24 protein-coding genes, 1 tRNA gene and 1 riboswitch are annotated in these 25,617 nt (G+C 64.9%); of the genes, 11 read left to right on the top strand and 14 right to left on the bottom strand.

What is annotated here, in order from left to right:
• Nucleotides 1–17: 17 nt before the first annotated feature.
• Nucleotides 18–99, top strand: a riboswitch (ZMP/ZTP riboswitch).
• Between the two features lie 25 nt (nt 100–124).
• Nucleotides 125–1,717: a bifunctional phosphoribosylaminoimidazolecarboxamide formyltransferase/IMP cyclohydrolase gene (gene purH / locus HAP40_RS01290; RefSeq protein WP_166811503.1), complete on the top strand. Its 1,593-nt coding sequence runs from the start codon at nt 125–127 to the stop codon at nt 1,715–1,717.
• 123 nt (nt 1,718–1,840) lie between these two features.
• Here purH and HAP40_RS01285 read toward each other — a convergent pair whose 3' ends face one another.
• A complete protein-coding gene (locus tag HAP40_RS01285) occupies nt 1,841–3,226 on the bottom strand; it encodes an MFS transporter (RefSeq protein ID WP_166811505.1) in 1,386 nt (461 codons plus the stop codon).
• Nucleotides 3,227–3,405: 179 nt separating this feature from the next.
• Here HAP40_RS01285 and ggt point away from each other — a divergent pair, with 179 nt between their 5' ends.
• Nucleotides 3,406–5,157, top strand: a complete 1,752-nt coding sequence (gene ggt, locus HAP40_RS01280; protein ID WP_166811507.1) for a gamma-glutamyltransferase — start codon at nt 3,406–3,408, stop codon at nt 5,155–5,157.
• Nucleotides 5,158–5,256: 99 nt separating this feature from the next.
• The gene (locus HAP40_RS01275) at nt 5,257–6,552 is read left to right on the top strand and encodes an MFS transporter (protein WP_166811509.1); all 1,296 of its coding nucleotides are present in this window, start codon (nt 5,257–5,259) and stop codon (nt 6,550–6,552) included.
• Between the two features lie 114 nt (nt 6,553–6,666).
• Here HAP40_RS01275 and HAP40_RS01270 read toward each other — a convergent pair whose 3' ends face one another.
• Entirely contained in the window at nt 6,667–7,332 is a 666-nt protein-coding gene (locus HAP40_RS01270) for a glutathione S-transferase family protein (protein WP_166811511.1), read from the bottom strand.
• Nucleotides 7,333–7,492: 160 nt separating this feature from the next.
• Between HAP40_RS01270 and HAP40_RS01265 the strand changes: the two genes are divergently transcribed.
• The 4 genes from HAP40_RS01265 (at nt 7,493) to panE (ending at nt 11,313) form a co-directional block, all read left to right on the top strand.
• A complete protein-coding gene (locus HAP40_RS01265) occupies nt 7,493–8,074 on the top strand; it encodes a DUF2239 family protein (protein WP_166811513.1) in 582 nt (193 codons plus the stop codon).
• 82 nt (nt 8,075–8,156) lie between these two features.
• Complete coding sequence (locus HAP40_RS01260; protein ID WP_246741199.1) at nt 8,157–9,506, top strand: MATE family efflux transporter; 1,350 nt, start codon at nt 8,157–8,159, stop codon at nt 9,504–9,506.
• Nucleotides 9,507–9,595: 89 nt separating this feature from the next.
• The gene (locus HAP40_RS01255) at nt 9,596–10,204 is read left to right on the top strand and encodes a 2-hydroxychromene-2-carboxylate isomerase (RefSeq protein ID WP_166811517.1); all 609 of its coding nucleotides are present in this window, start codon (nt 9,596–9,598) and stop codon (nt 10,202–10,204) included.
• Between the two features lie 185 nt (nt 10,205–10,389).
• Nucleotides 10,390–11,313 (top strand): 2-dehydropantoate 2-reductase, encoded by a 924-nt coding sequence (panE, locus tag HAP40_RS01250; protein WP_166811519.1) that lies wholly within the window; start codon nt 10,390–10,392, stop codon nt 11,311–11,313.
• A gap of 181 nt (nt 11,314–11,494) precedes the next feature.
• On the opposite strand, the gene HAP40_RS01245 is transcribed toward panE, so the two are convergent.
• The 4 genes from HAP40_RS01245 to HAP40_RS01230 form a co-directional block, all read right to left on the bottom strand.
• Nucleotides 11,495–12,088, bottom strand: a complete 594-nt coding sequence (locus HAP40_RS01245; protein WP_166811521.1) for a c-type cytochrome — start codon at nt 12,086–12,088, stop codon at nt 11,495–11,497.
• Nucleotides 12,089–12,275: 187 nt separating this feature from the next.
• Complete coding sequence (locus tag HAP40_RS01240; RefSeq protein ID WP_166811523.1) at nt 12,276–13,550, bottom strand: PQQ-dependent sugar dehydrogenase; 1,275 nt, start codon at nt 13,548–13,550, stop codon at nt 12,276–12,278.
• Between the two features lie 375 nt (nt 13,551–13,925).
• Nucleotides 13,926–14,912: an NAD-dependent epimerase/dehydratase family protein gene (locus tag HAP40_RS01235; protein ID WP_166811525.1), complete on the bottom strand. Its 987-nt coding sequence runs from the start codon at nt 14,910–14,912 to the stop codon at nt 13,926–13,928.
• 91 nt (nt 14,913–15,003) lie between these two features.
• Nucleotides 15,004–15,078, bottom strand: a tRNA-Gly gene (locus tag HAP40_RS01230).
• Between the two features lie 274 nt (nt 15,079–15,352).
• On the opposite strand from HAP40_RS01230, the gene trxA reads away from it, so the two are divergent.
• Both trxA and HAP40_RS01220 read left to right on the top strand, forming a co-directional pair.
• Complete coding sequence (trxA, locus tag HAP40_RS01225) at nt 15,353–16,276, top strand: thioredoxin (protein ID WP_166811526.1); 924 nt, start codon at nt 15,353–15,355, stop codon at nt 16,274–16,276.
• 33 nt (nt 16,277–16,309) lie between these two features.
• The gene (locus HAP40_RS01220) at nt 16,310–16,987 is read left to right on the top strand and encodes an LON peptidase substrate-binding domain-containing protein (protein WP_166811528.1); all 678 of its coding nucleotides are present in this window, start codon (nt 16,310–16,312) and stop codon (nt 16,985–16,987) included.
• A gap of 12 nt (nt 16,988–16,999) precedes the next feature.
• Here the strand turns inward: HAP40_RS01220 and HAP40_RS01215 are convergent, their stop codons facing one another.
• From HAP40_RS01215 to HAP40_RS01185, 7 genes are all read right to left on the bottom strand, one after another.
• On the bottom strand, nt 17,000–19,501 hold the full coding sequence (locus HAP40_RS01215) for an EAL domain-containing protein (RefSeq protein WP_166811530.1): 2,502 nt from the start codon (nt 19,499–19,501) through the stop codon (nt 17,000–17,002).
• A 187-nt stretch (nt 19,502–19,688) separates the two neighbouring features.
• A complete protein-coding gene (locus HAP40_RS01210) occupies nt 19,689–20,279 on the bottom strand; it encodes a cytochrome b/b6 domain-containing protein (RefSeq protein WP_166811532.1) in 591 nt (196 codons plus the stop codon).
• A 51-nt stretch (nt 20,280–20,330) separates the two neighbouring features.
• On the bottom strand, nt 20,331–20,609 hold the full coding sequence (locus tag HAP40_RS01205) for a PepSY domain-containing protein (RefSeq protein ID WP_166811534.1): 279 nt from the start codon (nt 20,607–20,609) through the stop codon (nt 20,331–20,333).
• Nucleotides 20,610–20,831: 222 nt separating this feature from the next.
• Nucleotides 20,832–21,644, bottom strand: coding sequence for an SDR family oxidoreductase (locus tag HAP40_RS01200; protein WP_166811536.1), 813 nt, complete (start codon nt 21,642–21,644; stop codon nt 20,832–20,834).
• 3 nt (nt 21,645–21,647) lie between these two features.
• Complete coding sequence (locus HAP40_RS01195) at nt 21,648–22,094, bottom strand: PaaI family thioesterase (protein WP_166811538.1); 447 nt, start codon at nt 22,092–22,094, stop codon at nt 21,648–21,650.
• Nucleotides 22,091–22,894 carry a crotonase/enoyl-CoA hydratase family protein gene (locus HAP40_RS01190; RefSeq protein ID WP_166811540.1) on the bottom strand — a complete coding sequence of 268 codons (804 nt, stop codon included), beginning with the start codon at nt 22,892–22,894 and terminating at the stop codon, nt 22,091–22,093. Before HAP40_RS01190 ends, HAP40_RS01195 begins: the two co-directional genes overlap by 4 nt.
• Nucleotides 22,895–22,935: 41 nt before the next feature.
• The gene (locus HAP40_RS01185) at nt 22,936–23,286 is read right to left on the bottom strand and encodes a hypothetical protein (RefSeq protein ID WP_166811542.1); all 351 of its coding nucleotides are present in this window, start codon (nt 23,284–23,286) and stop codon (nt 22,936–22,938) included.
• Nucleotides 23,287–23,391: 105 nt separating this feature from the next.
• On the opposite strand from HAP40_RS01185, the gene HAP40_RS01180 reads away from it, so the two are divergent.
• The gene (locus HAP40_RS01180) at nt 23,392–23,931 is read left to right on the top strand and encodes a TetR/AcrR family transcriptional regulator (RefSeq protein WP_166811544.1); all 540 of its coding nucleotides are present in this window, start codon (nt 23,392–23,394) and stop codon (nt 23,929–23,931) included.
• A 55-nt stretch (nt 23,932–23,986) separates the two neighbouring features.
• Entirely contained in the window at nt 23,987–24,184 is a 198-nt protein-coding gene (locus HAP40_RS01175; RefSeq protein WP_166811546.1) for a Trm112 family protein, read from the top strand.
• 188 nt (nt 24,185–24,372) lie between these two features.
• Here HAP40_RS01175 and HAP40_RS01170 read toward each other — a convergent pair whose 3' ends face one another.
• Nucleotides 24,373–25,593 carry a ubiquinone biosynthesis hydroxylase gene (locus HAP40_RS01170; protein ID WP_166811548.1) on the bottom strand — a complete coding sequence of 407 codons (1,221 nt, stop codon included), beginning with the start codon at nt 25,591–25,593 and terminating at the stop codon, nt 24,373–24,375.
• Nucleotides 25,594–25,617 lie beyond the last annotated feature (24 nt).

Raw genomic sequence — 25,617 nt, 5'->3', positions numbered from 1 at the left:
GAAAGCTGCTATCGAGCACGCGCTCGCGCGACTGGCGACCTTGGATGGAGCACCATCGGGAAGCGCGACACATATCCGCCGCGCGCCTGGGCATAGACACTCCTTAAGACAGAGGATCTTGCTCATGACTGACCATCCACGCCGCGTCACCCGCGCCCTGCTCTCCGTTTCCGATAAGACCGGCCTGATCGAGTTCGCAAAGGCGCTGGCCGCGCATGATGTCGAGCTGGTCTCGACCGGCGGCACTGCGAAAGCGATCGCGGCCGCCGGCCTCAAGGTGAAGGACGTCTCCGACCTCACCGGCTTCCCCGAAATGATGGACGGCCGCGTCAAGACACTGCATCCCAAGGTGCATGGCGGCCTGCTCGCGATCCGAGACAATAAGGAGCATGCGGAAGCGATGAAGGCGCACGGCATCGCGCCGATCGACCTTCTCGTCGTCAACCTCTATCCGTTCGAGGCCACCGTCGACAAAGGCGCCGGCTTCGAGGACTGCATCGAGAACATCGACATCGGCGGCCCCGCGATGATCCGCGCCGCCGCCAAGAACCATGACGACGTCGCGGTCGTGGTCGAGGCCGAGGACTACAAGGCCGTGCTCGACGAGCTTGCCGGCAACAAGGGCGCGACCACGCTGAAGCTGCGCCGGCGCCTTGCCGCAAAGGCCTATGCCCGTACCGCGGCCTACGATGCTGCGATTTCGAACTGGTTCAACCGCCAGCTCGAGATCGACGCGCCCGACTTCCGTGCCTTCGGCGGCCGGCTGATCCAGTCGCTGCGTTACGGCGAGAATCCGCACCAGACCGCGGCATTCTACGCGACGCCCGACAAGCGTCCGGGCGTCTCGACCGCGCGGCAGCTGCAGGGCAAGGAGCTCTCGTACAACAACATCAACGACACCGATGCGGCCTATGAATGCATCGGCGAGTTCGACGCCGGGCGCACCGCGGCCTGCGTCATCGTCAAGCACGCCAACCCCTGCGGCGTCGCGGAGGGCCCGAACCTCGTCGACGCCTATCGCAAGGCGCTGGCCTGCGACTCCACCTCCGCCTTCGGCGGCATCATCGCGATGAACCTTCCGCTCGACGCCGACACCGCGCGCGAGATCACGAAGATCTTCACCGAGGTGATCATCGCACCCGACGCCACCGAGGAGGCCATCGCCATCATCGGAGGCAAGAAGAACCTTCGCCTGCTGCTCGCCGGCAGCCTGCCCGATCCGCGCGCCCCCGGACTCACGGCCAAGACGGTCGCCGGCGGCCTGCTGGTGCAGAGCCGCGACAATGCCGTGGTCGACGACATGACGTTCAAGGTCGTGACCAAGCGGGCGCCCACGGATGCGGAAATGCGTGACCTGAAGTTCGCGTTCCGTGTCGCAAAACACGTCAAGTCCAACACCATCATCTACGCCAGGGATCTCGCCACCGTCGGCATCGGCGCAGGCCAGATGAGCCGGGTGGATTCCGCCCGGATCGCGGCGCGCAAGGCGCAGGATGCGGCGGGTGAGCTCAAGCTCGCCGAGCCGCTGACCAAGGGCTCGGTGGTGGCCTCGGATGCGTTCTTCCCCTTTGCCGACGGCATGCTCGCCTGCATCGAGGCCGGCGCCACCGCCGTGGTGCAGCCCGGCGGCTCGATGCGCGACGACGAGGTGATCAAGGCCGCCGACGAGCACGGCATTGCCATGGTGTTCACGGGAACGCGGCATTTCAGGCACTGATCTCGCCGTCATTCCGGGGCGCGCCCCTTGGCGCGAACCCGGAATCCATTTCTCCACATGACACGCTGCACGATAGATTCCGGGCTCGCGCTTCGCGCGCCCCGGGATGACGGCGAATTGCGGCTAGTCCCGCACCCGCATCAACAGCCCCAATCCTGCGACGAAGAACACCACCAGCACGGCCATGCCGGCCTTCTGGCTGGCCGTTGCCGCGGTGATCATGCCGATCAGGAGCGGGCCGATGAAGGACGTCACCTTCCCGGTCAAGGCGAACAGGCCGAAATACTGCGCGATGCGATCCTTTGGCGCGAGGCGGATCAGCAGCGTGCGAGACGCGGCCTGCAACGGGCCACCGGCTGCGCCGATCAGGCAGCCCAGCACCAGATAGGCGCGCTCCGCAGCGCTGGAGAACAAGCCCGCACCCGACTGCGGGGGCGCGACCTTGACGAACAGCACGCTATCCTTGTCGACCAGCAGGATCGCCGCCACCGACAGCAGCAGGATCAGCAGGCTGCCGGCGATCACGCGCCGCGGTCCGAGACGATCGTCGAGCTTGCCGCCGAGCCAGGCGCCGAACGCGCCGGCGATCGCCAGCATGATGCCGAACGTGCCGATCTGGATCGTGTGCCAGCCGAACGTGCCGGCGGCATAGATGCCGCCGAAGGCGAACAGCGACACGAGGCCGTCGGTGTAGATCATATTGGCGAGCAGGAACGCCGCGAGCGACTTCTGCTGCGGCAATCCCTTGATCGATTGCTTCAGCTCCGCCAGCCCTTCACGCAACGCCTCGCGCACCGGGCGCTTCGCCGGATAGTCCGGCGTGAACAGGAACATCGGCATCACGAAGATGATGAACCACAGCCCGGTCAACGGCCCCGCGGCGCGGTCGCCCTGACGCGTGACAGGATCGAGCCCGAAGAGCGGCGTGAAGCCGAGCAGCGTGCGGCCGGTCTCGGGATTGGCGGCAAGCAAGCCGAGCACGATGGTCAGGCTGACGATGCCGCCGATGTAGCCCGTCGCCCAACCGGTGCCGGAGAGACGGCCGATCCGCTCCGGCGGCACCAGGGTCGGCATCATCGCGTTGTTGAAGAGCGTGGCGAATTCCGCACCGACGCTGGCGAGCGCGACGGCGGTGAGCACCAGCGGAATGATGGCATGATCGCCGGGCTTGCCGATCCAGAGCGTGCAGGACGCCAGCACCAGCACCACGCCGAAACCTGCAATCCACGGTTTCCTGCGGCCCGAAGCATCTGCGATGGCCCCGAGCACCGGCGACAACAACGCGATCGCAAGGCCGGCGGCCGCCATCGCAAAGCCCCACAAGGATTGGCCGGTGGCGGGATTTGGCGCGATGGCGGTCGCGAAATAGGGCGCGAACACGAAGGTCGTGATCAGCGTGAAATAAGGCTGCGCGGCCCAATCGAAGAAGATCCAGCTGACGACGGCGGCGCGCGGCGGATAGGTCCGCGACGCGCTGGCCATGCGCGCATCCGGGGCGATCGTCGTCATCTCGCAGTCCTCATCACGAACAGTTTTGCCTCTCTCAGGGCAAACCGTATAGCATTGCCGTGACGGGTGTGAACTGGCCCAAGGGACCCTCCCAAGAGACCATCCAAAGAGACTGGCCCAAGAGACTGGCCCAAGGGTTTGGTCCAAGGGACTGGTCCAAGAGCACGACGGAAATTTTGATGATGTCGTCATATTCGACGCGGCGGACCTTCCTGGCCGTCATCGCCACGCTGGTGCTCGGCTTCGTGCCCGCGACGGCCCAGGATGCGCGGCGGGGCTATGTCCCGCCCGCGCGCGACGCGGTGCGTGCCGTCGCCGCCGAGCACGGCATGGTGGTGGCCCAGGAGAGGATCTCCGCGCAGGTCGGTGCCGACATTCTGCGGCGCGGCGGCAATGCGGTCGATGCCGCGGTCGCCACCGGCTTTGCGATGGCCGTGACCTATCCGCGCGCCGGCAATATCGGCGGCGGCGGCTTCATGGTGATCCATTCCGCCGACCGCAATGAAGACATCACGATCGACTATCGCGAGACCGCGCCGGCTGCGACCACGCCGCAAATTTTCCTCGGCCCCGATGGCAAGCCTGACGTGACGAAGTCGCGGGATTCCGCGCTCGGCATCGGCGTCCCTGGCACCGTCGCTGGTCTTGCCCTCGCATTGGAGAAATACGGCTCGGGCCGGTTCACGCTGGCGCAACTGCTCGAACCCGCAATCGCGCTCGCGCGCGACGGTTTCGTCGTCAGCGACGACATGGCCGACACGCTGCCGGGCTGGCACCGCCGGTTGGCGCGCTGGCCTTCCTCGGCCAAGATCTTCTCGCGCCCTGACGGCTCGCCGCTCGGTGAAGGCGACAGGCTGGTGCAAGGCGATCTCGCCGCAACGCTGTCGGTCGTCGCCGCAGAGGGGCCGCGCGGCTTCTATGAGGGACCGGTTGCGGAAAAGCTCGCCAAGGCCGTCGGCGAGGCCGGGGGCATCATGACGCCGGCCGACCTCAAGTCCTATCAGGCGGTGATCCGTGCGCCGGTGCGCGGCACCTATCGCGGCTACGACGTCGTGTCGATGCCGTTGCCCTCGTCCGGCGGCGTGGTGCTGGTGGAGACGCTCAACATCCTCGAAGGCTTTCAGCTCGCCGATCTCAAGCAGGGATCGCCGGCGTCGCTGCATCTCCTGATCGAGGCCATGAAGCGCGCTTATGCGGATCGTGCGCGCTATCTCGGCGATCCCGCCTTCGTCAATGCACCGATCGAGACGCTGACCGCGAAGGACTATGCCGCCAAGCTGCGCGCGGGCATCTCCACCGAGCGCGCCACGCCGTCGAAGGAGCTCGTTGCTGCCGCCACCTCGCCGCGCGAGGGCAGCAACACCACCCATTTCTCCGTCGTCGACGGTCGCGGCAACGCCGTCAGCAACACCTATACGCTGAATTTCAGCTATGGCGTCGGCCTCGTCGCGGACGGCACCGGCGTGCTGCTCAACAACGAGCTCGACGACTTCACGGCGGCGGTCGGCGCGTCCAATGCCTACGGCCTCGTCGGCTTCGAGGCCAATCTGCCCGGACCTGGAAAACGTCCGCTGTCCTCGATGTCGCCCACCATCGTGCTGAAGGACGGCAAACCGGTGCTGGTGACGGGCTCGCCCGGCGGCAGCCGCATCATTTCGACCGTTCTCCAGGTCATCGTGAACGTCCTCGACTACAAGATGGACGTCGCGGCCGCGGTTGCGACGCCGCGGCTGCATCATCAGTGGCTGCCGGACGAGGTGCGCGTCGAGAGCGGTTTTCCCAGCGACGTTCTGGCCGAGCTGAAGGCGATGGGTCACCTCATCGTCGAGCCGATGGGGCAGACATCGGCCAATTCGATTCTCGTGACGGCGACTGGGCCGCTCGGTGCCTCCGATCCGCGCACGCGCGGCGCCGAGGCGGCGGGGCAGTAACCACGTCATTTGCATGGCACGGGAGCGTGGGCCCGCTAGCTCTCGCTGCCACGCGTGCTACCAAGGCGCAGCTTTCCAAGAACCGCCCAGGAAACTCGCATGACGACAACCGATCCGAACCAGCGCATCGAACGCGCCGAGATCGAGGACACCAGCCTTCTCGCGTTCTACCGCGACATGAACACGCCGGAGCGCCGGACGTTCTGGGCCTGCGCAGCCGGGTGGGCGCTCGACGGCATGGATTTCATGATCTACCCGCTGGTGATCGGCACCATCATCGCGCTGTGGAAGGTCGATGCCGCCTCGGCCGGTCTCGCTGGCACAGTGACCCTGCTGGCGTCGGCGATCGGCGGCTGGCTCGGCGGCTATCTCTCCGACCATATCGGACGGGTCAGGACGCTGCAGATCACCATCATCTGGTTCTCGTTCTTCTCGCTGGTCTGCGCAGTCGTGCAGAATTTCGACCAGCTGCTGATTGCGCGCGCCTTGCTCGGCCTCGGCTTCGGCGGCGAATGGGCCGCCGGCGCCGTACTGATGGGCGAAGCGATCCGGCCGCAATATCGCGGCCGCGCCGTCGGGTCGGTGCAGTCGGGCTGGGCCGTCGGCTGGGGCCTCGCGGTGCTGTCGCAGGCGATCCTGTTCTCGGCCTTGCCTGCGGAGACGGCGTGGCGATGGATGTTCGTGATCGGCGCCTTGCCGGCGCTGCTCGTGTTCTACATCCGCCGCTCGGTCACCGAGCCCGAGATCTCCGCCCAGGCCCGCGCCAGGCAGGCCGCGAGCGGCGATCGTCCGGCGCTCTGGGAGATTTTCTCCGGCCCGATCCTCAAGACCACGATCCTGGCATCGCTGATGGCGACGGGCTGCCAGGGCGGCTATTACGCCGTCACCTTCTGGGTGCCGCAGTTCCTGACCAAGGAGCGGCACCTGTCGATCGTCGGCTCGACGGGCTATCTCTCGACGCTGATCATCGGCTCCTTCATCGGATATCTCACCGGCGCCTGGCTCGCCGACCGGATCGGACGGCGCAATCTGTTCTTGATCTTCTCGATCGGGGCCATGGCGGTGGTGCTGCTCTACACCCAGCTGCCGCTGACCAACGAGATCCTGTGGGTGCTCGGCTTCCCGCTCGGCTTCTTCGCCTCGGGCTACTTCTCGGGGATCGGCGCCTTCCTGACCGAGCTCTATCCGACGCGGCTGCGCGGCTCCGGCCAGGGCTTCTGCTACAATTTCGGCCGCGGCATCGGGGCGCTGTTTCCGTTCCTGGTCGGCGCGCTCTCGGCAACGACGTCGCTGTCGAACGCCATCGCGATCTTCGCGGTGGTCGCCTATGCGCTGTTCTTCATCGCCGCATTCGCGCTGCCTGAGACGCGCGGACGCGTGCTGCACGCGGATTGATGTTCGACTGTCATCCCGGGGCGATGCGAAGCATCGAACTACGGTGCGCAATTTCGCACCTGAGGATCTCGAGATTCCGGGTTCACGCTTCGCGTGCCCCGGAATGACGGTACACTACCTTCCAACCTGATACGGCCCGCCCTTTTCCAGCGCGCGCGCATAGGCCGGCCGCGCATGAATGCGCTCCAGGAACGCCATCGCCTTCGGATGGCCCTGCTCCAGCCCGCCACGCGCCTGCGCGGCTTCCAGCGGAAAGCTCATCTGGATGTCGGCGGCCGTGAACTCGTTGCCGGCGAACCACTCGCTCTTGCCGAGCTCACCTTCCCAATAATCCATGTGCTGCTTGAGCTGCGGATTGACCAGCGCGGTGAGCGCCTGGTTGCAGACCTTGCGCACCAGCGGCCGCAACAGTGCGGGCGCGCGCTTCGGCATCAGCGTGAACAACAGCTTCAACAGCAGCGGCTGCATCGCCGAGCCTTCCGCGTAATGCAGCCAATATGTGTAGCGCAGCCGCTCCGGCGTATTCGGCGGCGGGATCAGCCGGCCGTTGCCATAGGTCGCGATGAGATATTCGATGATCGCGCCCGACTCGGCGATGATGTTGCCGTTGTCGGTGATGACAGGCGACTTGCCGAGCGGATGAATGGCGCGCAGCTCCTTCGGCGCGCGCATGTCCGGCTGGCGCTGATAGCCCACGATCTCGTAGGGCACGCCCAACTCCTCGAGCAGCCACAGCACGCGCTGCGAGCGGGAGTTGTTGAGGTGATGAACAGTCAGCATCGCGCAGGTCCCCAGCTTGGCTTGGTCGTTTGCCGCGTTGGTGCCAGCCCGGGACCGCAATGTCGAGCCATCCGGACGGATATTTTCACCCGGGTATATTGACGCTGGCAATTTACCCGGGTATTAAACTGCCAACGCGATCAATACGGCAATGATTCCAATGCAGAAGTTTTTCACCGCCTTCCAGGGGCAGCGTCGCCTGGTATCCGGGCCGGCAGGAGAGGTCGCGCTGGTCGTGAAGCGGATCGCGTCCCGGCCGGACGAGCCCATCATCATCTTCGAGGACTCAACGGGCCGGTCGATCGACTTCGATCTACGCGGCGGCGATCGCGAGGTGCTGGCGCGGCTGGCGAAGCTTGTCCCGCTGCCGGTCGAGGAGACCGCACCACCGAACGAGCCGCGCGGCCGCGGCCGGCCGAAGCTCGGCGTGGTCGCACGCGAGGTGACCTTGCTGCCGCGGCATTGGGAGTGGCTCAACGCACAAGCCGGCGGCGCCTCGGTCGCGCTGCGCAAGCTCGTCGACGAAGCCAGACGCGCCAGCGGCGACAAGGACCGCGAGCGGCAGGCGCGCGATGCGGCCTATCACTTCATGTCGACCATGGCCGGCAATCTGCCGCAGTTCGAGGAAGCCTCGCGCGCGCTGTTCGCAGACGACCGGCGCCGCTTCACCGGACTGATCGCCGACTGGCCAACCGACATCCGCGACCACATCGTCAAGCTCGCCTATAGCGACCGCGCCTAGGCGCGCCTTCCACAACCCCATCGACGGCCGAGCCGCGCATTGCGCGGCAACGGCTTCGCACGCCCTGATGAAAGGCAAGTCCATGTCCGCCACACCACGTCTCTGGACGACATTCCTCCGCTTCCTCGCTCCGCTGATGCTAGGCAACGCGCTGCAATCGCTGTTCGGCACCGTCAGCAACGTCTATCTCGGCCAGATGATCGGCATCGACGCGCTGGCCGCGGTCTCGGCCTTCTTTCCGGTGATGTTCTTCCTGTTCGCTTTCGTCATGGGCCTGAGCACCGGCGCCACGGTGCTGATCGGTCAGGCCTTTGGCGCAGGCGAACATGACAGGATCAAGCTCGTCGTCGGCACGACGCTGGCGATAGGCCTGCTGTTCTCGATTGCGATTGCACTGATCGGTGGCATCTTCAGCCGCCAACTGATGATGGCGCTCGCAACGCCCGCGGACATTCTCGAGCAGGCCAGCGCCTATGCACGCATCATGCTGCTGACGATGCCGCTCGGCTTTGTCTTCCTCCTGATGACGGCGATGATCCGCGGCGTCGGCGACACCGTGACACCGCTGCTCGCACTGGCGCTGTCGACCGCGATCGGCCTGATCCTGACGCCGGTGCTGATCCGCGGCGCTTTCGGGTTGCCCGCGTCCGGCATCACCAGCCCGGCATGGGCTGCTGCGATCGCCAACACGCTGACGCTGATCGTGCTGGCCGTCTACCTGCTGCGGAAGCAGCACACCCTGGCGCCGGATGCGGCCCTGCTGCATCATCTGCGTCTCAAGGGCGCCGTGCTCGGAAAAATCCTCGGCATCGGGCTGCCCAGCGCAATCGGCATGGTGGTAATGGCGATCGCCGAGCTGGTGCTGCTCGGGCTCGTCAACCGCTTCGGCTCGAGCGCCACGGCTGCGTACGGCGCCGTCAATCAGGTGATGGGCTACACCCAGTTCACGGCGATGTCGATTTCGATCGCGGTCTCGATCCTCGGCGCGCAGGCGATCGGCGGGGGCGACCGAGCGCGGCTCGACGGCATCGTTCGCGCCGGCATTGCGTTCAATCTCGTCCTGACCGGCGGGCTGGTGGCGCTGATCTATCTCGCGCCGCGCGCCGTGCTCGGCATCTTCATCACCGACGGCGCCGTGCTCGATCTGGCGAAGGAACTGCTGTACATCGCCTTGTGGAGCTCGGTGCCGTTCGGCCTCGCCACGGTGTTCTCCGGCGCCATGCGTGCCGCCGGCGTCGCCTTGACGCCGATGCTGCTGTCGATCTTCGCCATCGTCGCGATCGAGCTGCCGGCGGCGGTGATCCTCAGCCGCACGATCGGCCTCGAGGGCGTTTGGGCCGCCTATCCGATCGTGTTCTGCGCCATGTTCGTTTTGCAGATGGGCTATTACCTCCTGGTGTGGCGCAAGCAAGCAATCGAGCGCCTGATCTGACGATCAGAGTATTATGATCATCATTAAACGGTGGACCTGCGACGTGCGCTGCGCCACAATGGACGAAAGCGCCGCAAGGGAGAACGAACTTGACCCGCTCAGCCCCGCAATTCCTGTTCGATTTCGGTAGCCCGAATGCCTATCTCAGCCATCTCGCGATCCCGGCGGTCGAACAGCGCATCGGCGTCAAGTTCGAGTATGTCCCGATCCTGCTCGGCGGCATCTTCAAATCGACCAACAACAAGTCTCCGGCCGAGACGCTGGCCGGCATCAAGAACAAGCGCGAATTCCAGCAGGTCGAGACCGAGCGCTTCATCAAGCGTTTCAAGGTCGAGCCCTATGTCTGGAATCCGCACTTCCCCGTCAACACGCTGAACCTGATGCGCACGGCGATCGCGGCGCAGCTCGAAGGCGTGTTCGAAAAATACGTCGAAGCGGCCTTCCACCACATGTGGCGCGAGCCGAAGAAGATGGACGATCCCGAGACCGCGGCAAAGGCGCTGGCCTCCTCCAGCCTCGATGCGCAAAAACTGTTCGCCCGCGCGCAGGAGCCGGAAGTGAAAGGCAAGCTGATCAAGAACACCGAGGACGCGGTGGCGCGCGGCGCGTTCGGCTCGCCGACCTTCTTCGTCGGTGACGAGATGTTCTTCGGCAAGGAACAACTGCGCGAGGTCGAGGAGATGGTGCTGGAGAAGTGACTTCGGATCGTGGATAGAACGAGCTATCCTCTCCGCCGTCGTCCAGGCGAAGGCCAGGCAGCATGATCACCGAAGGTCATGGTGTGACGAGATCGGGCTCCAACTTGTCCGGCAACCGGCATTCGGGGTAATGGGTCCCGGCTTTCGCCAGGACGACAGTAAGAAACAACAACAAGGAAGATCCCATGCGTATCCTCGTGGTCGGCGCCGGCGCCATCGGCGGCTATTTTGGTGGCAGGCTGTTGCAGGCCGGCCGCGACGTGACCTTCCTGGTCCGGCCGCGCCGCGCCAGCGAGCTCGCGAGCGCCGGTCTCGTCATCAAGAGCCCGAATGGCGACGTGACGCTGAAGAATCCGCCGACCGTGCAGTCCGACACGCTGAAGGACAAGTTCGACGTCGTGCTCTTGAGCTGCAAGGCGTTCGATCTCGACGATGCCATCACGTCGTTCGCGGCCGCCGTCGGGCCGAACACCGCGATCATCCCGATGCTGAACGGCATGAAGCATCTCGACACGCTGGATGCCAGATTCGGCAAGGAGCGCGTGCTCGGCGGGCTTTGCGCGATCGCCGCGACCTTGAACGAGAAGCGCGAGGTGGTGCAGCTCCAGCCGATGCAGTCGATCAATTACGGCGAGCGCGACGGCAAGCTGTCGGATCGCGTGAAGGCCATCGACGAAGCCTTCAAGAGCGGCATCAATGGCGCCACCGCCAGCCAGAACATCATGCAGGACATGTGGGAGAAATGGGTATTCCTCTCCTCGCTCGCCGCGAGCACCAGCCTGATGCGAACCTCCGTCGGCAACATCCTCGCCGCGCCCGGCGGCCGGGATTTCCTGCTCGGCATGCTGGACGAGACCAGTGCGATCGCCACCGCGTCGGGCTATCCGCCGGGCGGCCCGTTCTTCGAGCGGGTGAAGGGCAATTTGACCGCCGAAGGTTCGCCGATGACGGCGTCGATGTTCCGCGACATCAAGGCGGGCCTGCCGGTCGAAGCCGATCATGTCATCGGCGATCTCATTTCGCGCGCAGATGCGGCCAAGGTGCCGGTGCCGAAGCTGCGCATCGCGTATACGCATCTGAAGGCGTATGAGAAGCAGCGGGCAGGGTAGCTCCAAACTCCGCTGTCGTCCCGGGGCGCGCGTAGCGCGAACCCGGGACCCATAACCACAAGGAGTGGTTATGGCGCGAGACCGCAGCGACGAGTCTTCGCCAAATTCTTCCCTGTGGCTATGGGTCCCGGGCTCGCGACTTCGTCGCGGCCCGGGACGACGAGCTCTGTCTGCCGCCGCGCTATTTCAAATGCGCGAGGTAGTGCGAGACGGCGGTGATTTCCTCCTCGCTCATGTGATAGGCGACATCGGCCATCGCGGCGACGCCGCCGCCGACGCGCTGGCCGGCCTTGTAGTCGCGCAGCGACTTGACCAGATATTCCTCGCGCTGACCCGCTAGCCGCGCAACCGCCTTGGTGCCGGCATAGCTGTCCGTGTGGCACGAGGCGCAGCGGCGGCCGGCGGCGACCTGCGCGCCTTTCTTCGATAGATCCGGGTCGTCATCCTCCGAACCCTTCGGCGGCGTCAACGAGGCGAAATAGGCGCCGAAACTGCGGATGTCCTCGTTGGTGATCTCCTCGACGATCGGCTGCATCTGATCGTTCTTGCGCGAGCCGGCACGGAAGAACACGAGCTGCCACTGGATGAATTGGTCGGGCTGGCCGGCCAGCGAGGGGATGTTCTCCGTCTGCGAAATGCCGTTCTCGCCGTGACAGCCGGAGCAGACGGCCGCCTTCTCCTTGATCGCGGCATTGTCGGCGGCGCTCGCGGGGACGAATGCGAGCGCGGCGAGCGATAGCACGCCGATTGCGTACGATGAAAACTGACGGCGCATGTGGGTGATTCCGATTGATCGAGCTCGTCATTCCAGGGCGTGCGAAGCACGCGGCCGGAGTCCATAACCAGCAGTCGGGTCATGGGTTCCGGACCAGCGCCAGCGTACAATCCGGAACGACAGCGGAGATGTTGAGATGGAAAAGGCTGCGGCCGTCACCCGATCGCAGCCTCTCCGTGACGTCGCGCTACTTCTTGCTGTAGCTGATGCGATAGATCGCGCCCGCCCAATCGTCGGCGACGAGGATCGAGCCGTCCTTGGCAAGAAGGATGTCGTTGGGACGGCCGAGATAGCCTTGGTCGCCCTCGATCCAGCCGGAGGCGAACACCTCCCGCTTGGGATTCTTGCCGTCGGGCCCGACGATCACGCGCACGATGCGCGCGCCCTGATACTTGTGGCGATTCCAGGAGCCGTGCTCGGCGATCAGGATGTTGTTCTTGTACTCGGCGGGGAATTGGTCGCCGGTGTAGAACTTCATGCCGAGCGGGGCGACGTGCGCGCCGAGATTCAGCACCGGCGGCGTGAACTCGGAGCACTTGTGGCCCATGGCGAACTTGTCGTCCGGCAGATTGCCCTGATGACAATAGGGATAGCCGAAATGCTCGCCGATCCGGTTGATCATGTTCAGCTTGTCCGAGGGCAGATCGTCGCTGATCCAGTCGCGGGCATTCTCGGTGAACCAGAGCTTGCCGGTGCGCGGATCGACGTCGCCGCCGACCGAGTTGCGGACGCCGAGCGCCCAGATCTCGGCGTTGCCGGTCTTGGGATCGACGCGCCGGATCTGCGACACGCTGGTCGGCGGGATGCCGATGTTGAAGGGCGGTCCGAACGGCAGGAAGAACCAGCCTTCCTTGTCGACCGCGATGTATTTCCAGCCATGCGCGGCATAGGACGGCATGTCGTCATAGACGACCTTGCCGTCGCCGAGCTTGTCCAGATTGGCTTCGGCGTTGTCGTAGCGGATCAGCTTGTCGACGGCGATGACGTAGAGCGCGCCGTCCCTGAAGGCGAGACCGGTGGGCATGTTGAGGCCCTTGAGGACGGTCTTGACCTCCTTCTTTCCGTTGTTGTCCTTGATGGCATAGACGTTGCCGAGGCCGAACGAGCCGACGAACAGCGTGCCCTTGTCACCCCAGGCCATCTGCCGCGCGGCCAGCACGCCCGAGGCATAGACCTCGATCTTGAAGCCTGCCGGCAGCTTGATCTTCTTGACGATGTTGGCGAGCTCGGCGTCGGAGGCGCCGGTCGGCGGGCCCGAGGGCGGCGCGAGGCCCTTCTGCGCCTCGGTCTCGTCGCCGAGGAACCAGTCGTCCGGCGGATGGGTCCAGAACTCCTTGGTGCCGGATTCGTATTTCTTCAGTGCCCGGTTCTTGTCCTGCTGCTGCGCATTGCCGGCGCTGGTCCCTGCGAGAAGGGCCACGGCCGCAAGCGCCAACAGGGATCGATGGAACATCGATGTCATCGCGTCACTCCCCTAAGGCAGCCGTCAGGGCTGCACTCTATTTTGTTTTGCTAGTCGAGAGGCGAAGTTGAACGTCCGTCGGGACGACGGACGCAAAAATGTTAGCACATCTGCGCACCGTGAGAAGCGCACCGCGTCCACCGCGATTGCGCTCAATAAAAATTGAGACGGAATGTCAACGGCCGCACGCCGTGACGACGACGCTCTCGCTGCAGCGCGGAATCAAGTTCGCGCGTGGATCACTTTGGGCGGCACGAGCGGACATGCAAAAAATGCGAGAACAACCCCATGCACAGTAGAACGGCTCAGGCCGGCATGCGCCCGGCGGGACCGGCGAGGCATTTGAAGCGCCGAGCAAAATGGCCATGACGGCGCTTACGGGGCGACGGGGTAGGGCCCGACGTCGAACACCGTGTCATGATAGCCTTTCGATCCGACCTCGTGTGCCAGCGGGCTGCGGAAATCGCGGCCGGCTTGCAGGCAGCGCAGCACATGCGCGAAGTCGAATTCCGGCCGCCAGCCCAGCTCGCGCCGTGCCCGCGCATTGACATAGACACGGTCGATCGCGGGGAAGAGCTGCCAAGTGCGCGCCGCATAGAGCTGCGTACAATCCGGATAGAGCTCGCGCACGACACCGGCGGCATTGCGGGCGAGGCCTGCGAGATGGCGTTGCTCGAACGGGCTCGTGGCCGAGACGATGTAGCGGGCAAACCCGATCCCGGGCGCGCGCTCGGCGGCGAGCAGATGGGCGCTCACCGCGTCCGCGATATCCAGCCGGCGATAGAGCAGCTCGTTGGCCTGCGCGTTGTCCAGTGTGTAAGCGGACCGCATCGCCGGATCGTCGTCATCCTCGGGAAAGAAGCGCGAGGTTCTCAAGACCAGGACGGGCAGTCCGCGCTCGCGAAAGAACAGCTCGCAGAGAGTCTCGGCCATCAGCTTGGTCGTGCCGTAGACGTTCTTCGGCACCGGGGGCAGATCCTCGGTGACCCACACGGCCGCCTGTCCCGCCTCGGGGCGGAGCTGCGCGCCGAACGCGCTGGTGGTGCTGGTGAAGACGAAGCTCTTCACGCCGGCGGCCGCGGCCGCCTCGAGCAAATTGAGCGTGCCGGTGACATTGGTGTCGACGAAATCCCGCTTGGTATGGGTCGCCACATGCGGCTTGTGCAGCGTCGCGGTGTGGATGACGGCGGAGATGCCGTCCATCTGGCGCCGCACGAAGCCGGGATCGACGATGGAGCCGACGGCGTCGGTGAAGGCAGACGGCTTCAGATCGACCCCGCGCACGGGCGAACGACGCCCATGCAGGGTGCGGAGGATGGCCTCACCGAGATGGCCGGCGCTGCCGGTGACCAGGATTGTCATTGCGGACCCAAGACAGCAGACCCAAGCCAGCCGCCAGCGGCGTGGAAAACCACGGCCCGACCCGGTTTGGCTGGATGCTCTGGGGAAAAATTGGAGCGGGCGAAGGGGCTCGAACCCTCGACCCCGACCTTGGCAAGGTCGTGCTCTACCACTGAGCTACACCCGCATCCTGTGTCGGTCGCGTGACGCGCCGGCAACGGCTGTCGTATGCCAAAAGCGGGAGGGGAATGCAACAGCTACCGGCGGCATCAATTCGCATTCGCAGCCCCCATATCAACCCCGGATGCGGCGAAATCGCCCGAAATGACCCCGGAACCGACGAATCGGCCATGATGGATTGAAATTCGGCCCATTCGGCCCAATTTAGGAGCCGACGACCGAGCACATGCTATCTGCGACGTGCTAAAGAGCCGCCATTCCAGACATGACGAGGGGATCCCGTGACGATCATCGACCAGGGTAACGGAGCAGCGGGCCCGGCCGCCGCCGATCTGATCAAGGACACCACCACCCAGTCCTTCATGAAGGACGTCATCGAGGAATCGAAGCGCCAGCCGGTGCTCATCGACTTCTGGGCGGAGTGGTGCGGCCCCTGCAAGCAGCTCACCCCGATCCTCGAAAAGGCGGTCAAGGCGGCCAAGGGCAAGGTCAAGCTGGTCAAGATGAACATCGACCAGCACCCGGCGATCCCGGGCCAGATGGGCATCCAGTCGATTCCGGCCGTCATCGCCTTCGTCAACGGCCAGCCGGCCGACGGCTTCATGGGCGCGGTGCCCGAGAGCCAGCTCAACGCCTTCATCGAAAAGCTGACCAAGGGCGTGACCGCGCCGGGCGAGCCCAATATCGCCGAGATCCTGCAGGAGGCCGAGGCCGTGCTCGCCGAGGGCGATCCGGCCGCCGCCGCGCAGATCTATGCCGAGGTACTCCAGCACGATTCGACCAACATCGCGGCGCTGGCGGGCCTTGCAAAATGCTATGCCGTCTCCGGCGCGATGGAGCAGGCCAAGCAGACGCTCGCCATGGTGCCGGAATCCAAGCGCAACGATCCCGCTGTGAAAGCCGTGCAGACCGCGATCGACCTCGCCGAGCAGGCGGAAGCACTGGGGCCGGTGGCCGAGCTGGAACAGAAAGTCGCCGCAAACCCGCTCGATCATCAGGCCCGATTCGACCTCGCCACCGCGCTCAACGCGCAAGGCAACCGCGCCGCCGCCACCGAACAGCTGCTCGAGATCGTCAAGCGCGACCGCAAATGGAACGACGACGGCGCCCGCAAGCAGCTGGTCCAGTTCTTCGAGGCCTGGGGCGGCACGGATGATGCAACCGTCGAGGGACGCAAGCGCTTGTCGACGATCCTGTTTTCGTAAAGGCGTGCTGGCAACGCCAGGGGGACCGGGCAGATGCCGATCAATATCGAATATCGCGGCCCCGCCGACCTGCCGGAGATCATTCCGGTGTTTCCGCTGCCGGGAGCGCTGCTGCTGCCCCGCGGGCAGATGCCGCTCAACATCTTCGAGCCGCGTTACCTTTCGATGGTCGACGATTCCCTCCGCGACGGCCATCGCCTGATCGGCATGATCCAGCCCGATGTCGCGCATTCGCCGAAGAATTCCGACAAGCCGGCGCTGTTTCGCGTCGGCTGCGTCGGCCGCATCACCCAGCTCGCCGAGTCCGGCGACGGCCGCTACATCCTCGAGCTCACCGGCGTCTCGCGCTTCAAGGTGGTCGAGGAGCTCGAGGTGCTCACCGCTTACCGGCAGTGCAAGGTGGATTTCTTCACCTTCGTCGACGATTTCACCGCGCGCATGGGCGAGGACGAGGTCGATCGCGAAGCGCTGCTCGTGGTGCTGGCGGATTTTTTGAAAGCCAACAATCTCAAGGTCGACTGGGAAGGCGTCGAGAGCGCGCCCAACGAGGCGCTGGTCAACGCGCTGGCGATGATGTCGCCCTATGGCCCCGCCGAGAAGCAGGCCATGCTGGAGGCGCCTGACTTGAAGACCCGTGCCGAGATCCTGATCGCGGTCACCGAGATGGACCTCGCCAAGAAACGCACCAGCGGCGACCCGCCGCTGCAGTGACGGCCCGGCTGCTCAAGCAGCGCAGACGACTGCTCCGGCACCCCGCCGCAGCATCCTGTCGATGTCGGATGCAGGCATCGGCCGGCTGAAATAGTAACCCTGGGTCTCGACGCAGCCCTCTTCACGGAGGATGTCCAGCTGCTCCTTCGTTTCGACGCCTTCGGCGGTCGTGGTCTTGCCGAGGCTGACCGCGAAACGAACCACCGATTGCGCGAGATGGCGCGCCTCTGCTCCCGCGCCGGATAGCTCGTTGACGAAACTTCGGTCGATCTTGATCTTGTCGAACGGGAATCTCTGCAGAAAGCTCAGCGAGGAATAGCCCGTGCCGAAATCGTCCAGGGCGATACGCACACCAAGCTCGCGCAGCTCACCGAGTGCTGCGAAAACAGCTTCGCTATCATGCATGATCACCGTCTCGGTCACCTCGAGCTCGAGCCTGTGCGCCGCAACCCCCGAACTCGCGAGCGCGCCGATGACGACCGGAACGAGCTCCTTGCTCCTGAATTGAGCGGGAGACAGGTTGATCGCGATCCTGACATGCGCAGGCCATTTGGCGGCTTCTGCGCAGGCCGTCCTCAAGACCCATTCTCCGATCGGCACGATCAGGCCGGTCTCCTCCGCAAGCGGGATGAACTCGTCCGGCATCACCAGACCTTGTTGCGGGTGATGCCAGCGCAGCAGGGCCTCGAACCCCTCGGTCTTGCCCGTCGCGGCGCCGACGAACGGTTGGTAGTGGAGCTCGAACTGACGGCCGGCAAGCGCATCCCGCATGTCGCGCTCGAGGTTGCGGCGCGCATGCATGAACTCGTCCAGCTCCGGCTCGAAGAAACGGAATGCACCGCGCCCACCGCTCTTGGCCGAGTAGAGGGCGAGATCGGCGCTCTTCATGATCACGTCGGAATCATTGCCATCGCGCGGCGCGATGGCAATGCCGATGCTGGTGCCGACGGTGACCCGGTGATCGCCGAGGTCGAAGGGCTCGCAAAGCGCCTTTCTGATGCTCTCGGCAAGGGCGGCGGCCTCCACGGCCGGGCTGGTCACGTAATCGATCACCGCGAACTCGTCGCCGCCCAGCCGGGCGATCAACGCGGTTTCCGTGGTGCATTCGCGCAGCCGGGCAGCGACGGCGCGCAGCAGCGAATCCCCCGCCGGATGTCCAAGCGTGTCGTTGACTTCCTTGAAGCGATCGAGGTCGAGCATGAGCACGGCGAGATCGACGCCGCCGTTGCGCGTCACGGCGATGGCATGCTCCATCCGCTCCCTGAGCAGGACGCGATTTGGCAGATCGGTCAGCGCATCGTGCTGCGCCATATGAACGATCTTCGCCTCGGAGCGGCGTTGTTCGGTGACATCGAGATGCGTGGCGACCCATCCGCCGCCGGCCATCGGCTGTCGTGTCACGCAGATCAGTCGACCATCCGCAAACTCGTCAATTCTGCTGGAGACGGCATCGAACGGCAACGCGGCGAGTTTCGAGCTGAACCGCGCGGCAGCGCTCTCGCTCGAATCGCCCTTGAGGATTCCCGTCGTGATACGATGCCTGATGATGTCGGCATGCGATGTTCCCGTCCTCAGCAATTCCGGCGGCAGCTGATAGAGCCGGGCATAGCGCTCGTTGCAGACGACGAGCCGCTTCTCGGCATCAAACATGCAAAGACCCTCGACCATGTTGTTGATCGCGGTGTCCAGCCTGAACTTCTGTTCCTGCAATTCTCTTTGCGAACCTTCGAGCTGCTGCCGGGCGGTCGAAAGCTGGCTGATGATCTCCTCGAATTTGCTGGTTCGGGTTGCCAGGCGGCGGTCGGCCATGACGCCGATCAGGCTCATCCCAAGGATGGATAGCGCCACGCCAGCGATGGCAAGAGCCAGGTAAGCCGGCGAGAGCGACATCGTATCGGTCGGATGCGTCGGATCTGGAACGATCTGCACGGCGCCCATGGCCGTGAAGTGATGCGACACGATAGCAAGCGTCAGCAGAACGGCCGCCGTCAGGGTGCCCCAGTAATCCTGGTACTTGATCGCGACGGCGAGGGCGGCATAGCCGAGGCACATGCCGAGCATGACCGAGACGATCACGAGGTCCAGCGACCATGCGACGCGGCCCGGCACTTCGAGTGCCCACATTCCGAGATAATGCATGCTGGCAATGCCGCCGCCGATGATGACGCCGCCTGCGCCCGCGCGCCACCGGCCGCAATCGCCGACCGCAACGACGAAGCCCCCCGACGTCAGAAGCATTGCGGTGGCAAGCGAAAGCGCGGTCAGCGCGATACCGTAGCCGGTCGTAACGCCGGGCTCGTAGGCCAGCATGGCGACGAAATGCGTCGCCCAGATTCCATATCCGATGGCGGCACCGGCAATCGCGATCCAGATCGAGCGTGTCCTTGCGCGCGCCGCGATCGCGCGATGGAAGATGCTGACCGCGACAATGCTCGCGACGAAGCAGACCAGGCCGGCGAGCAGCACGAGTCGCCAATCGTGCTCGACAGTAAGGCAGGAAAAAACGCGGAACATGCAATAACGCTCCATCGTCAATGTGGTCGATCGTGGACGGGCCAAGCGTTCTTCGCATTAATTTCGTACAACGCCTGATTGCATGCTTACCGGCGCGTTAACGCCGCTCGCGCAATTCAATGTCGGGAACGTTTGCGGTTGAGGTCGCACCGGTGGGGCAAGCAATGTCTGCCGCGAACAGCAACGACTAGGGGCGATTGCGAATGTGCTTGCGGCCGCTGAACATCGCGCGGATCAAATTCTCACGCTGCAGGATCCCCATCAGCAGGACGCCGAGCACGTGCAGCACGACCAGGATGATGACGGCATCCGACGAATAATGGTGGGTGTCTTCGACCCACCAGACCCCGAAGAAGGTGACGGTCACCGACATCGCGCCCGTGATCGTGGAGACGATCAGCGAGGACAGCAGCGCCACCAGCATCACGGTGCCGGCGGGGTTGAGCCCGATATAGCGGCCGGTGATGCCGCGGCGCAGATTCCAGAGATAATATGGTGCGGCGCGCAGTCTGACGCCGACCATGCGGAAACGCGAATAGCGGCTTCCCATGAAGCCCCAGATCAGGCGGAAGGCGAGAAGGCCGATGACCGTATAGCCGACGATACGGTGAAGTCCGTCATAGGCGGGCGGTGTGAACCAGGCGATCAGAACCGAGATCGCGAGAAGCCAGTGCCAGAGGCGCAGCGGGAGATCCCAGACCGCGACCGTCCGCGAAACCGTACGATTCGCGGGGCTCCCGTCGGACGCCCCGCGCGTTTGTCGCACCGCTTGTTCCATCAAGCCCGTTTCGCCCTGGGGCTCACTTGCCGCAGTTTACGCGCCGCAGTTTTACTTGGCGATCGTGTGCTTCAGGCTGAGATCTTCGGGGCTGTAGAACAACTCGTAGAGCTTGCCTTCCTTGACGCCGTAGACCTCGTAGCAGGAGCCTTCGATCTTGGAACGCCGCACCTCATAACCGGCCGCCTTGGCCTTGGCTTCGGCCTCGCTGGCCGGCTTCCACGACGCCTTGTCGAGCTTGGTGCAGTTCTTGAAACCGTCGGCCATGGCCGCTGATCCCATGCCAATCCCGACCGTCAGTGCAATGGCAACAACTCGAATGACCTTCACGAACGTCTCCTCCTCTGTCGTGCGCGCTGTGTGCTCAGCGCGAAGCGCAGCCGAAGGAAGCAAAGGCGGTGATGAAGTCAATCCGCTTCGGGGATGACCGATTTTAGATTCATTCTAAGATCGTGAAGAGATCAGCGCTCTTCGGATGCACCGGCTCAGGAGCGCCACTGCGGCCTTACGCCTCACGGTTGGAAGATGGCCCATCGGCCTCGCCGGTTGCCCCTAGGCTGCACTTCGCGCCTCCGGATATCGGCGCCGCAGCCAATCAGCCCAGGTCAGATCTCCCCGTACTCCCTCGCTGACGACAAAGCCCATGCCGCGTGCCTTCGCCTCCGAAAGATCGATCGGCAGGATTGTTCGGTGCAGTCCTCTTGCATTCTGATATTCGCGGGCAAGGGCGGCGAGATCGAGAGTTTCGGGGCCGCCGATCTCCGCGCGTTCACCGCGCTGCCCGTCGAACGCGCAATTCATGATGTGGTCGGCGACATCAGAGGTATCGACGGGATTGAACCGCGTCGTCGGCACCGGCCACACTGGAAGCCAACCGAGACCCGAAAGCAGCTTGTCGAGCAGATAATAGAACGGCATCGCGCGAACGACGGACCAGGGCAGTGCGGATGCGCGTACCAGCCTTTCGCCGGCGAGCTTGACCCGCGCGTAGGGCAATGTTGCTTCGTCGAGACCAACGATCGAGATGTGCAGGAAGTGCCGTACCCCGGCCTCCCCACTGAGCGACAGCAGTCGCGCCGTGCCTTCGACATCGACCGCGGAAGGCGACCTGAAGAAGTCGATCGGGCGGATACCTCCACGCCGCGCGATCGGCGAATAGGTCGCTGCATTGATAACCAAGTCGACGTCACGCAGCGCTTCCCGCAGTCCGGTACCTGTGGCGAGATCACCGATTGCCCATTCAACGTCGGTCCGAGCGCCGGACGATCGCGCAAACACCCGGACGCGATGCCCGGCTCGCGACAGGCGATCGACGATGTCCCGGCCGAGATGACCTGTGCCTCCGGTAACGAGTGTCAGAGCCATGCTTCAACTCCCGGCGATCCTGCGCGGCGGCGCGCCGGTGGGAACGAGCACGGTCTCGCCGGTCGCGACCAGCGTCAGATCGTCCTTCTCATCGACCGCAAAGAGCTCGGCGCGGGCGAACACCTGCCTGCGCCCGGCGCGGAGGGTCGTTCCCTTGGCGACGAAGGAACGCCCAATGGCCGGCTTCAGGCAGTTCATCGAAAAATGCGACGCGGTGACCGCGCCCACGAGCGTCGCTGCAGCGAAGCCACAGGCAGTATCGAGCAGGGCCGCGATCAGGCCGGCGTGAAGATGTCCGGAATATTGGGTCAAGTCGTTGCGCCAGTTCATGCGGATGGTCACCCCGCCGCCGCCGGCCGCGACGACTTCGATGCCTGCAAAGCGATTGAACGCCGCGGATTCGTTGACCGAGTAGAGTGCTTGCAGGTCGAATCCGGGCGGCTCGCTCATGCGTGGCTCCATCGCGGCGTGCGGTCCTCGAGGTTGCTTCTGACTGCCTCGATATGATTGGGCGTACCAAGCAGCGCGGCCTGTTCAGCGGTCTCCGCGGCAAGACCGGTCGCCGCGCCGGAAGCCGCGGACAGATTCAGCAAGCGCTTGGCTGCACGGATGGCATCGGGACTACGGCCCGCAATTTCGCGCGCGGTCGCAAGCGCGGCAGCCACCGGATCATCGGCAAGCCGTGTGGCGAAGCCGTAGGCAAGCGCTTCCTCGGCCGAAAAGACGCGCCCGGTATAGGTCAGCTCACGCACGGCGTCCGCGCGGGCGAGGTGGCGCATCAGCTGCGTGCCGCACATGTCGGGCACGAGGCCCCATTTGGCCTCGATGATCGCAAGCTTTGTCCCGGGCGCGAGATAGCGCAGGTCAGCCCCCAGCGCGAGCTGGAAGCCGCCGCCGAAGGCAACGCCGTGGACCGCGGCGATCACCGGCATCGGCAGCTCGCGCCAGAGCCAGACGAGGCGCTGGGCATAATTGGCAATGCCGTGGGTCCGGCGCGTCAGGTCGATCGAAGGGATCAGCGGCTCGCCATTCGCGGTGGCGAGAAGGCGGTCCAGGTCGAGGCCCGCGCAGAACGCGCGCCCTTCGCCCGATAGGACCACAGCGCGGACGTCCCTGCGCGCATCAAGCTTCGTGCCGGCATCGATGATCGCCTCGAACATCGCGGGGTCGAGCGCATTCATCTTGTCCGGACGATTGAGCCGGACATGAGCCACACCTTCCTCGACGGTCAGCGATACGCGATTTTCCATGACAGCGCTCCGATAGAATGGGTGGCTCGTCGTTGCGACACTCAGTAGCCGGCGACCGTCATCACGACGACGGCACTCAGCGCCATCCAGCCGAAGTGGCGGCCGCGCGTGGCCCATGCGTTGGCGAAGGCGGAGAAGCCGAACACACAGGCCATGGTGACGACGATCCAGTGGCGTGCCGGCTCCGATCCCATCCAGGGCACCCCGATCAGGAGCACACCCCCGCCGATCCAGGCCACGGTCGATGCCTGCCAGACCAGGCGGATCAGGGTACGGAGCCGTTCCGGCTCGATGCGAGCGCGCGCGAAAACCTTGGTCTCGCCGAGAATGCCATGGATGAGGGCCACGGCGATGGTCAGGACGCCGGCACACTGGAGCAAGAGATCGCGCATCGCCAAATTCCCTGAACTCTGTCCATACATCTATGTATGGTGAGATAGGCGCTGGCTCGCCGCCTGTCAATACACTAGTGTATGGTCGAATTTGGGGAACCGAACATGACCGAACAGCTATCCGCCGAGGACTGGATCAAGGAGGGCCTGAAGGCGCTCGCCAGAAGCGGCTTCACGGCGTTGAAGGCCGATCCGCTCGCCAAGGCCATGGGCGTGTCGCGCGGAAGCTTCTATTGGCATTTTGCCGATCTCGGCGCCTTCCACGCGGCCTTGCTGAAGCGCTGGCGCGAGATCGCAGCCGAGCGGATCATCGCCGATGTCGAGGCCGAGCGGGGCGATCCGCTGCAGTCGCTGCTGCGCCGGACCTTCAGTGCAAAGCTCGACCTCGAGCGAGCCGTGCGCAACTGGGCCGCGTTCGAGCCGGCGGCGCAAGCCGCGGTGCGCGCGATCGATCGCCGAAGACTCGATTATATCGAGGACATGCTCGGCCGGCGCGGCCTTGCGCCGGCCGCTTCGCAGGCGCGTGCGCAGATCCTGTACTGGACTTTCCTCGGCTTTGCGCTTTCGGGAACGGCGCTGCCCACGGCGCGGTTGGAGACACTGCTCGACGAGATCTCGTCCATGGTTTCGGCCCCCGCCGGATAGCGACACCGCCGGGACATCTGTGCTACAGGCCTTGGCGACTGCCGGAGAGTTGAGAATGAACACGCCCACTGAACGCCCCGAAGCCAGCGTCGATCCCAAATTGCTGGAGATTCTGGTCTGCCCGCTGACCAAGGGCCCGCTGGAGTTCGATGCTGCAAAGCAGGAGCTGATCTCGCGCAGTGCCAAGCTCGCTTATCCCATCCGCGACGGCATCCCGATCATGCTGCCGGAAGAGGCCCGGAAGATCGATTGAGGATAGGCGTCGTTGCGCGATGACGGCGCAACACATTCGCTGTCGTCCCGGCGAAAGCCGGGACCCATAACCACAGAGAGTGGTTATCGGGCGAGCCGGTAACTCCGAGTCATCGCTAAACGATTGCTGCGGCGTATCGGTCCCGGCTTTCGCCGGGACGACGACGGAGCTTGTAGCGTCAGCGAGAGCTACAACGCCTCGCCCTTCAGCAAGCGCGGCACTTCACCGGTCAAACCGGCGGCCTGGCGGATGAAGAGGTTCTTCAGCGGCGGAGCGCGGTCGACGAGACCGAGGCCGATATCGCGCACCGTGCGCAGCAGCGTCGACTCATTGGAAAACAGGAAGTTCAGCGAGTTGGTGGCAACGCCCATGGCCATGGTGTCGAACCGGCGCCAGCGCTGATAGCGTTCGAGCACGTCGGCGCCGCCGAGATCCATGCCGAGCCGCGCGGCATCGACGACGACCTCGGCCAATGCCGCGACATCCTTCAGTCCCATGTTGAGGCCCTGGCCGGCGATGGGGTGGATGACATGGGCGGAATCGCCGACCAGCGCGAGACGCTCGGCGATGAACGAGCGCGCGACGAAATAGGACAGCGGAAACGCGCGCGGCTTGTCGAGCGCCTTGATCTCGCCGAGATGCAGACCGAAGCGCTGTTCGAGCTCGCCGTGAAACTCGTCTTCGCTCAGCGCGATGATGCGCGCCGCCTCGCTGCGGCGCTCGGTCCACACCAGCGAAGAGCGCTTGCCCGAGAGCGGCAGGATCGCGAAGGGGCCCGCAGGCAGGAAGTGTTCCTCGGCGCGGCCCTGGTGATCGCGCTCGTGACCGACGGTGACGACGATGCCGGACTGATCGTATTCCCAGCCATGGGTGGCAATGCCGGCGCGCTCACGCAGCCTGGAGCGGGCGCCATCGGCAGCGACCAGCAGGCTCGCCGCGATCACGCTGCCGTCGCCAAGCGTCACATCGATGCCTTCGGGACGGGCGTCGTAAGACGATACGGTGGTGGCGCGAAGATCGATGCCCGCGGCCTCCGCGCGCGCCACCAGCGCATCGATCAGGCGGCGGTTCTCGACCATATGCGCGAAGGGCTCGCCCGGGGCGACATCGCCGGCAAAATTCAGGAACACCGGGCGGGTGGCGTCCTCCAGCCTGGAATCGGTGACGACCATGTCGAGGATCGGCTGGACCTCGCCCCTGACGTCGTCCCAGGCGCCGATGGCCTCGAACAGACGGCGGCAAGCGGCCACGATCGCAGTGGCGCGCGGGTCGCGGCTTGGACGCGTGGCGAGCGCGGGATCGGCGACGACGACGGGAATCTCCGGGCCGAGCCCCTGGCGCAGCGCCAGCGCCAGCGCCAGCCCCGCAAACGCGCCGCCGCCAATGACAATGCTACCCTGTACCGACATACCCGACTTTCCCGGTCAATTCCT

The organism is Bradyrhizobium sp. 1(2017), from assembly GCF_011602485.2.
Classification (GTDB): domain Bacteria; phylum Pseudomonadota; class Alphaproteobacteria; order Rhizobiales; family Xanthobacteraceae; genus Bradyrhizobium.
This window is presented reverse-complemented; position numbering and strand designations above follow the sequence as displayed.

Bases quoted from the DNA above. Each gene is read 5' to 3' on its own strand.
- HAP40_RS01210 (WP_166811532.1), bottom strand. From the start codon at position 20,279: ATGGAACAAGCGGTGCGACAAACGCGCGGGGCGTCCGACGGGAGCCCC.
- HAP40_RS01260 (WP_246741199.1), top strand. From the start codon at position 8,157: ATGTCCGCCACACCACGTCTCTGGACGACATTCCTCCGCTTCCTCGCT.
- HAP40_RS01170 (WP_166811548.1), bottom strand. From the start codon at position 25,593: ATGTCGGTACAGGGTAGCATTGTCATTGGCGGCGGCGCGTTTGCGGGG.
- HAP40_RS01240 (WP_166811523.1), bottom strand. From the start codon at position 13,550: ATGACATCGATGTTCCATCGATCCCTGTTGGCGCTTGCGGCCGTGGCC.
- HAP40_RS01285 (WP_166811505.1), bottom strand. From the start codon at position 3,226: ATGACGACGATCGCCCCGGATGCGCGCATGGCCAGCGCGTCGCGGACC.
- HAP40_RS01275 (WP_166811509.1), top strand. From the start codon at position 5,257: ATGACGACAACCGATCCGAACCAGCGCATCGAACGCGCCGAGATCGAG.
- HAP40_RS01195 (WP_166811538.1), bottom strand. From the start codon at position 22,094: ATGAGCGAGCCGCCCGGATTCGACCTGCAAGCACTCTACTCGGTCAAC.
- HAP40_RS01180 (WP_166811544.1), top strand. From the start codon at position 23,392: ATGACCGAACAGCTATCCGCCGAGGACTGGATCAAGGAGGGCCTGAAG.
- HAP40_RS01220 (WP_166811528.1), top strand. From the start codon at position 16,310: ATGCCGATCAATATCGAATATCGCGGCCCCGCCGACCTGCCGGAGATC.
- HAP40_RS01175 (WP_166811546.1), top strand. From the start codon at position 23,987: ATGAACACGCCCACTGAACGCCCCGAAGCCAGCGTCGATCCCAAATTG.
- HAP40_RS01270 (WP_166811511.1), bottom strand. From the start codon at position 7,332: ATGCTGACTGTTCATCACCTCAACAACTCCCGCTCGCAGCGCGTGCTG.
- purH (WP_166811503.1), top strand. From the start codon at position 125: ATGACTGACCATCCACGCCGCGTCACCCGCGCCCTGCTCTCCGTTTCC.
- HAP40_RS01215 (WP_166811530.1), bottom strand. From the start codon at position 19,501: ATGTTCCGCGTTTTTTCCTGCCTTACTGTCGAGCACGATTGGCGACTC.
- HAP40_RS01200 (WP_166811536.1), bottom strand. From the start codon at position 21,644: ATGGCTCTGACACTCGTTACCGGAGGCACAGGTCATCTCGGCCGGGAC.
- ggt (WP_166811507.1), top strand. From the start codon at position 3,406: ATGATGTCGTCATATTCGACGCGGCGGACCTTCCTGGCCGTCATCGCC.
- HAP40_RS01235 (WP_166811525.1), bottom strand. From the start codon at position 14,912: ATGACAATCCTGGTCACCGGCAGCGCCGGCCATCTCGGTGAGGCCATC.
- panE (WP_166811519.1), top strand. From the start codon at position 10,390: ATGCGTATCCTCGTGGTCGGCGCCGGCGCCATCGGCGGCTATTTTGGT.
- HAP40_RS01185 (WP_166811542.1), bottom strand. From the start codon at position 23,286: ATGCGCGATCTCTTGCTCCAGTGTGCCGGCGTCCTGACCATCGCCGTG.
- HAP40_RS01265 (WP_166811513.1), top strand. From the start codon at position 7,493: ATGCAGAAGTTTTTCACCGCCTTCCAGGGGCAGCGTCGCCTGGTATCC.
- HAP40_RS01245 (WP_166811521.1), bottom strand. From the start codon at position 12,088: ATGCGCCGTCAGTTTTCATCGTACGCAATCGGCGTGCTATCGCTCGCC.
- HAP40_RS01190 (WP_166811540.1), bottom strand. From the start codon at position 22,894: ATGGAAAATCGCGTATCGCTGACCGTCGAGGAAGGTGTGGCTCATGTC.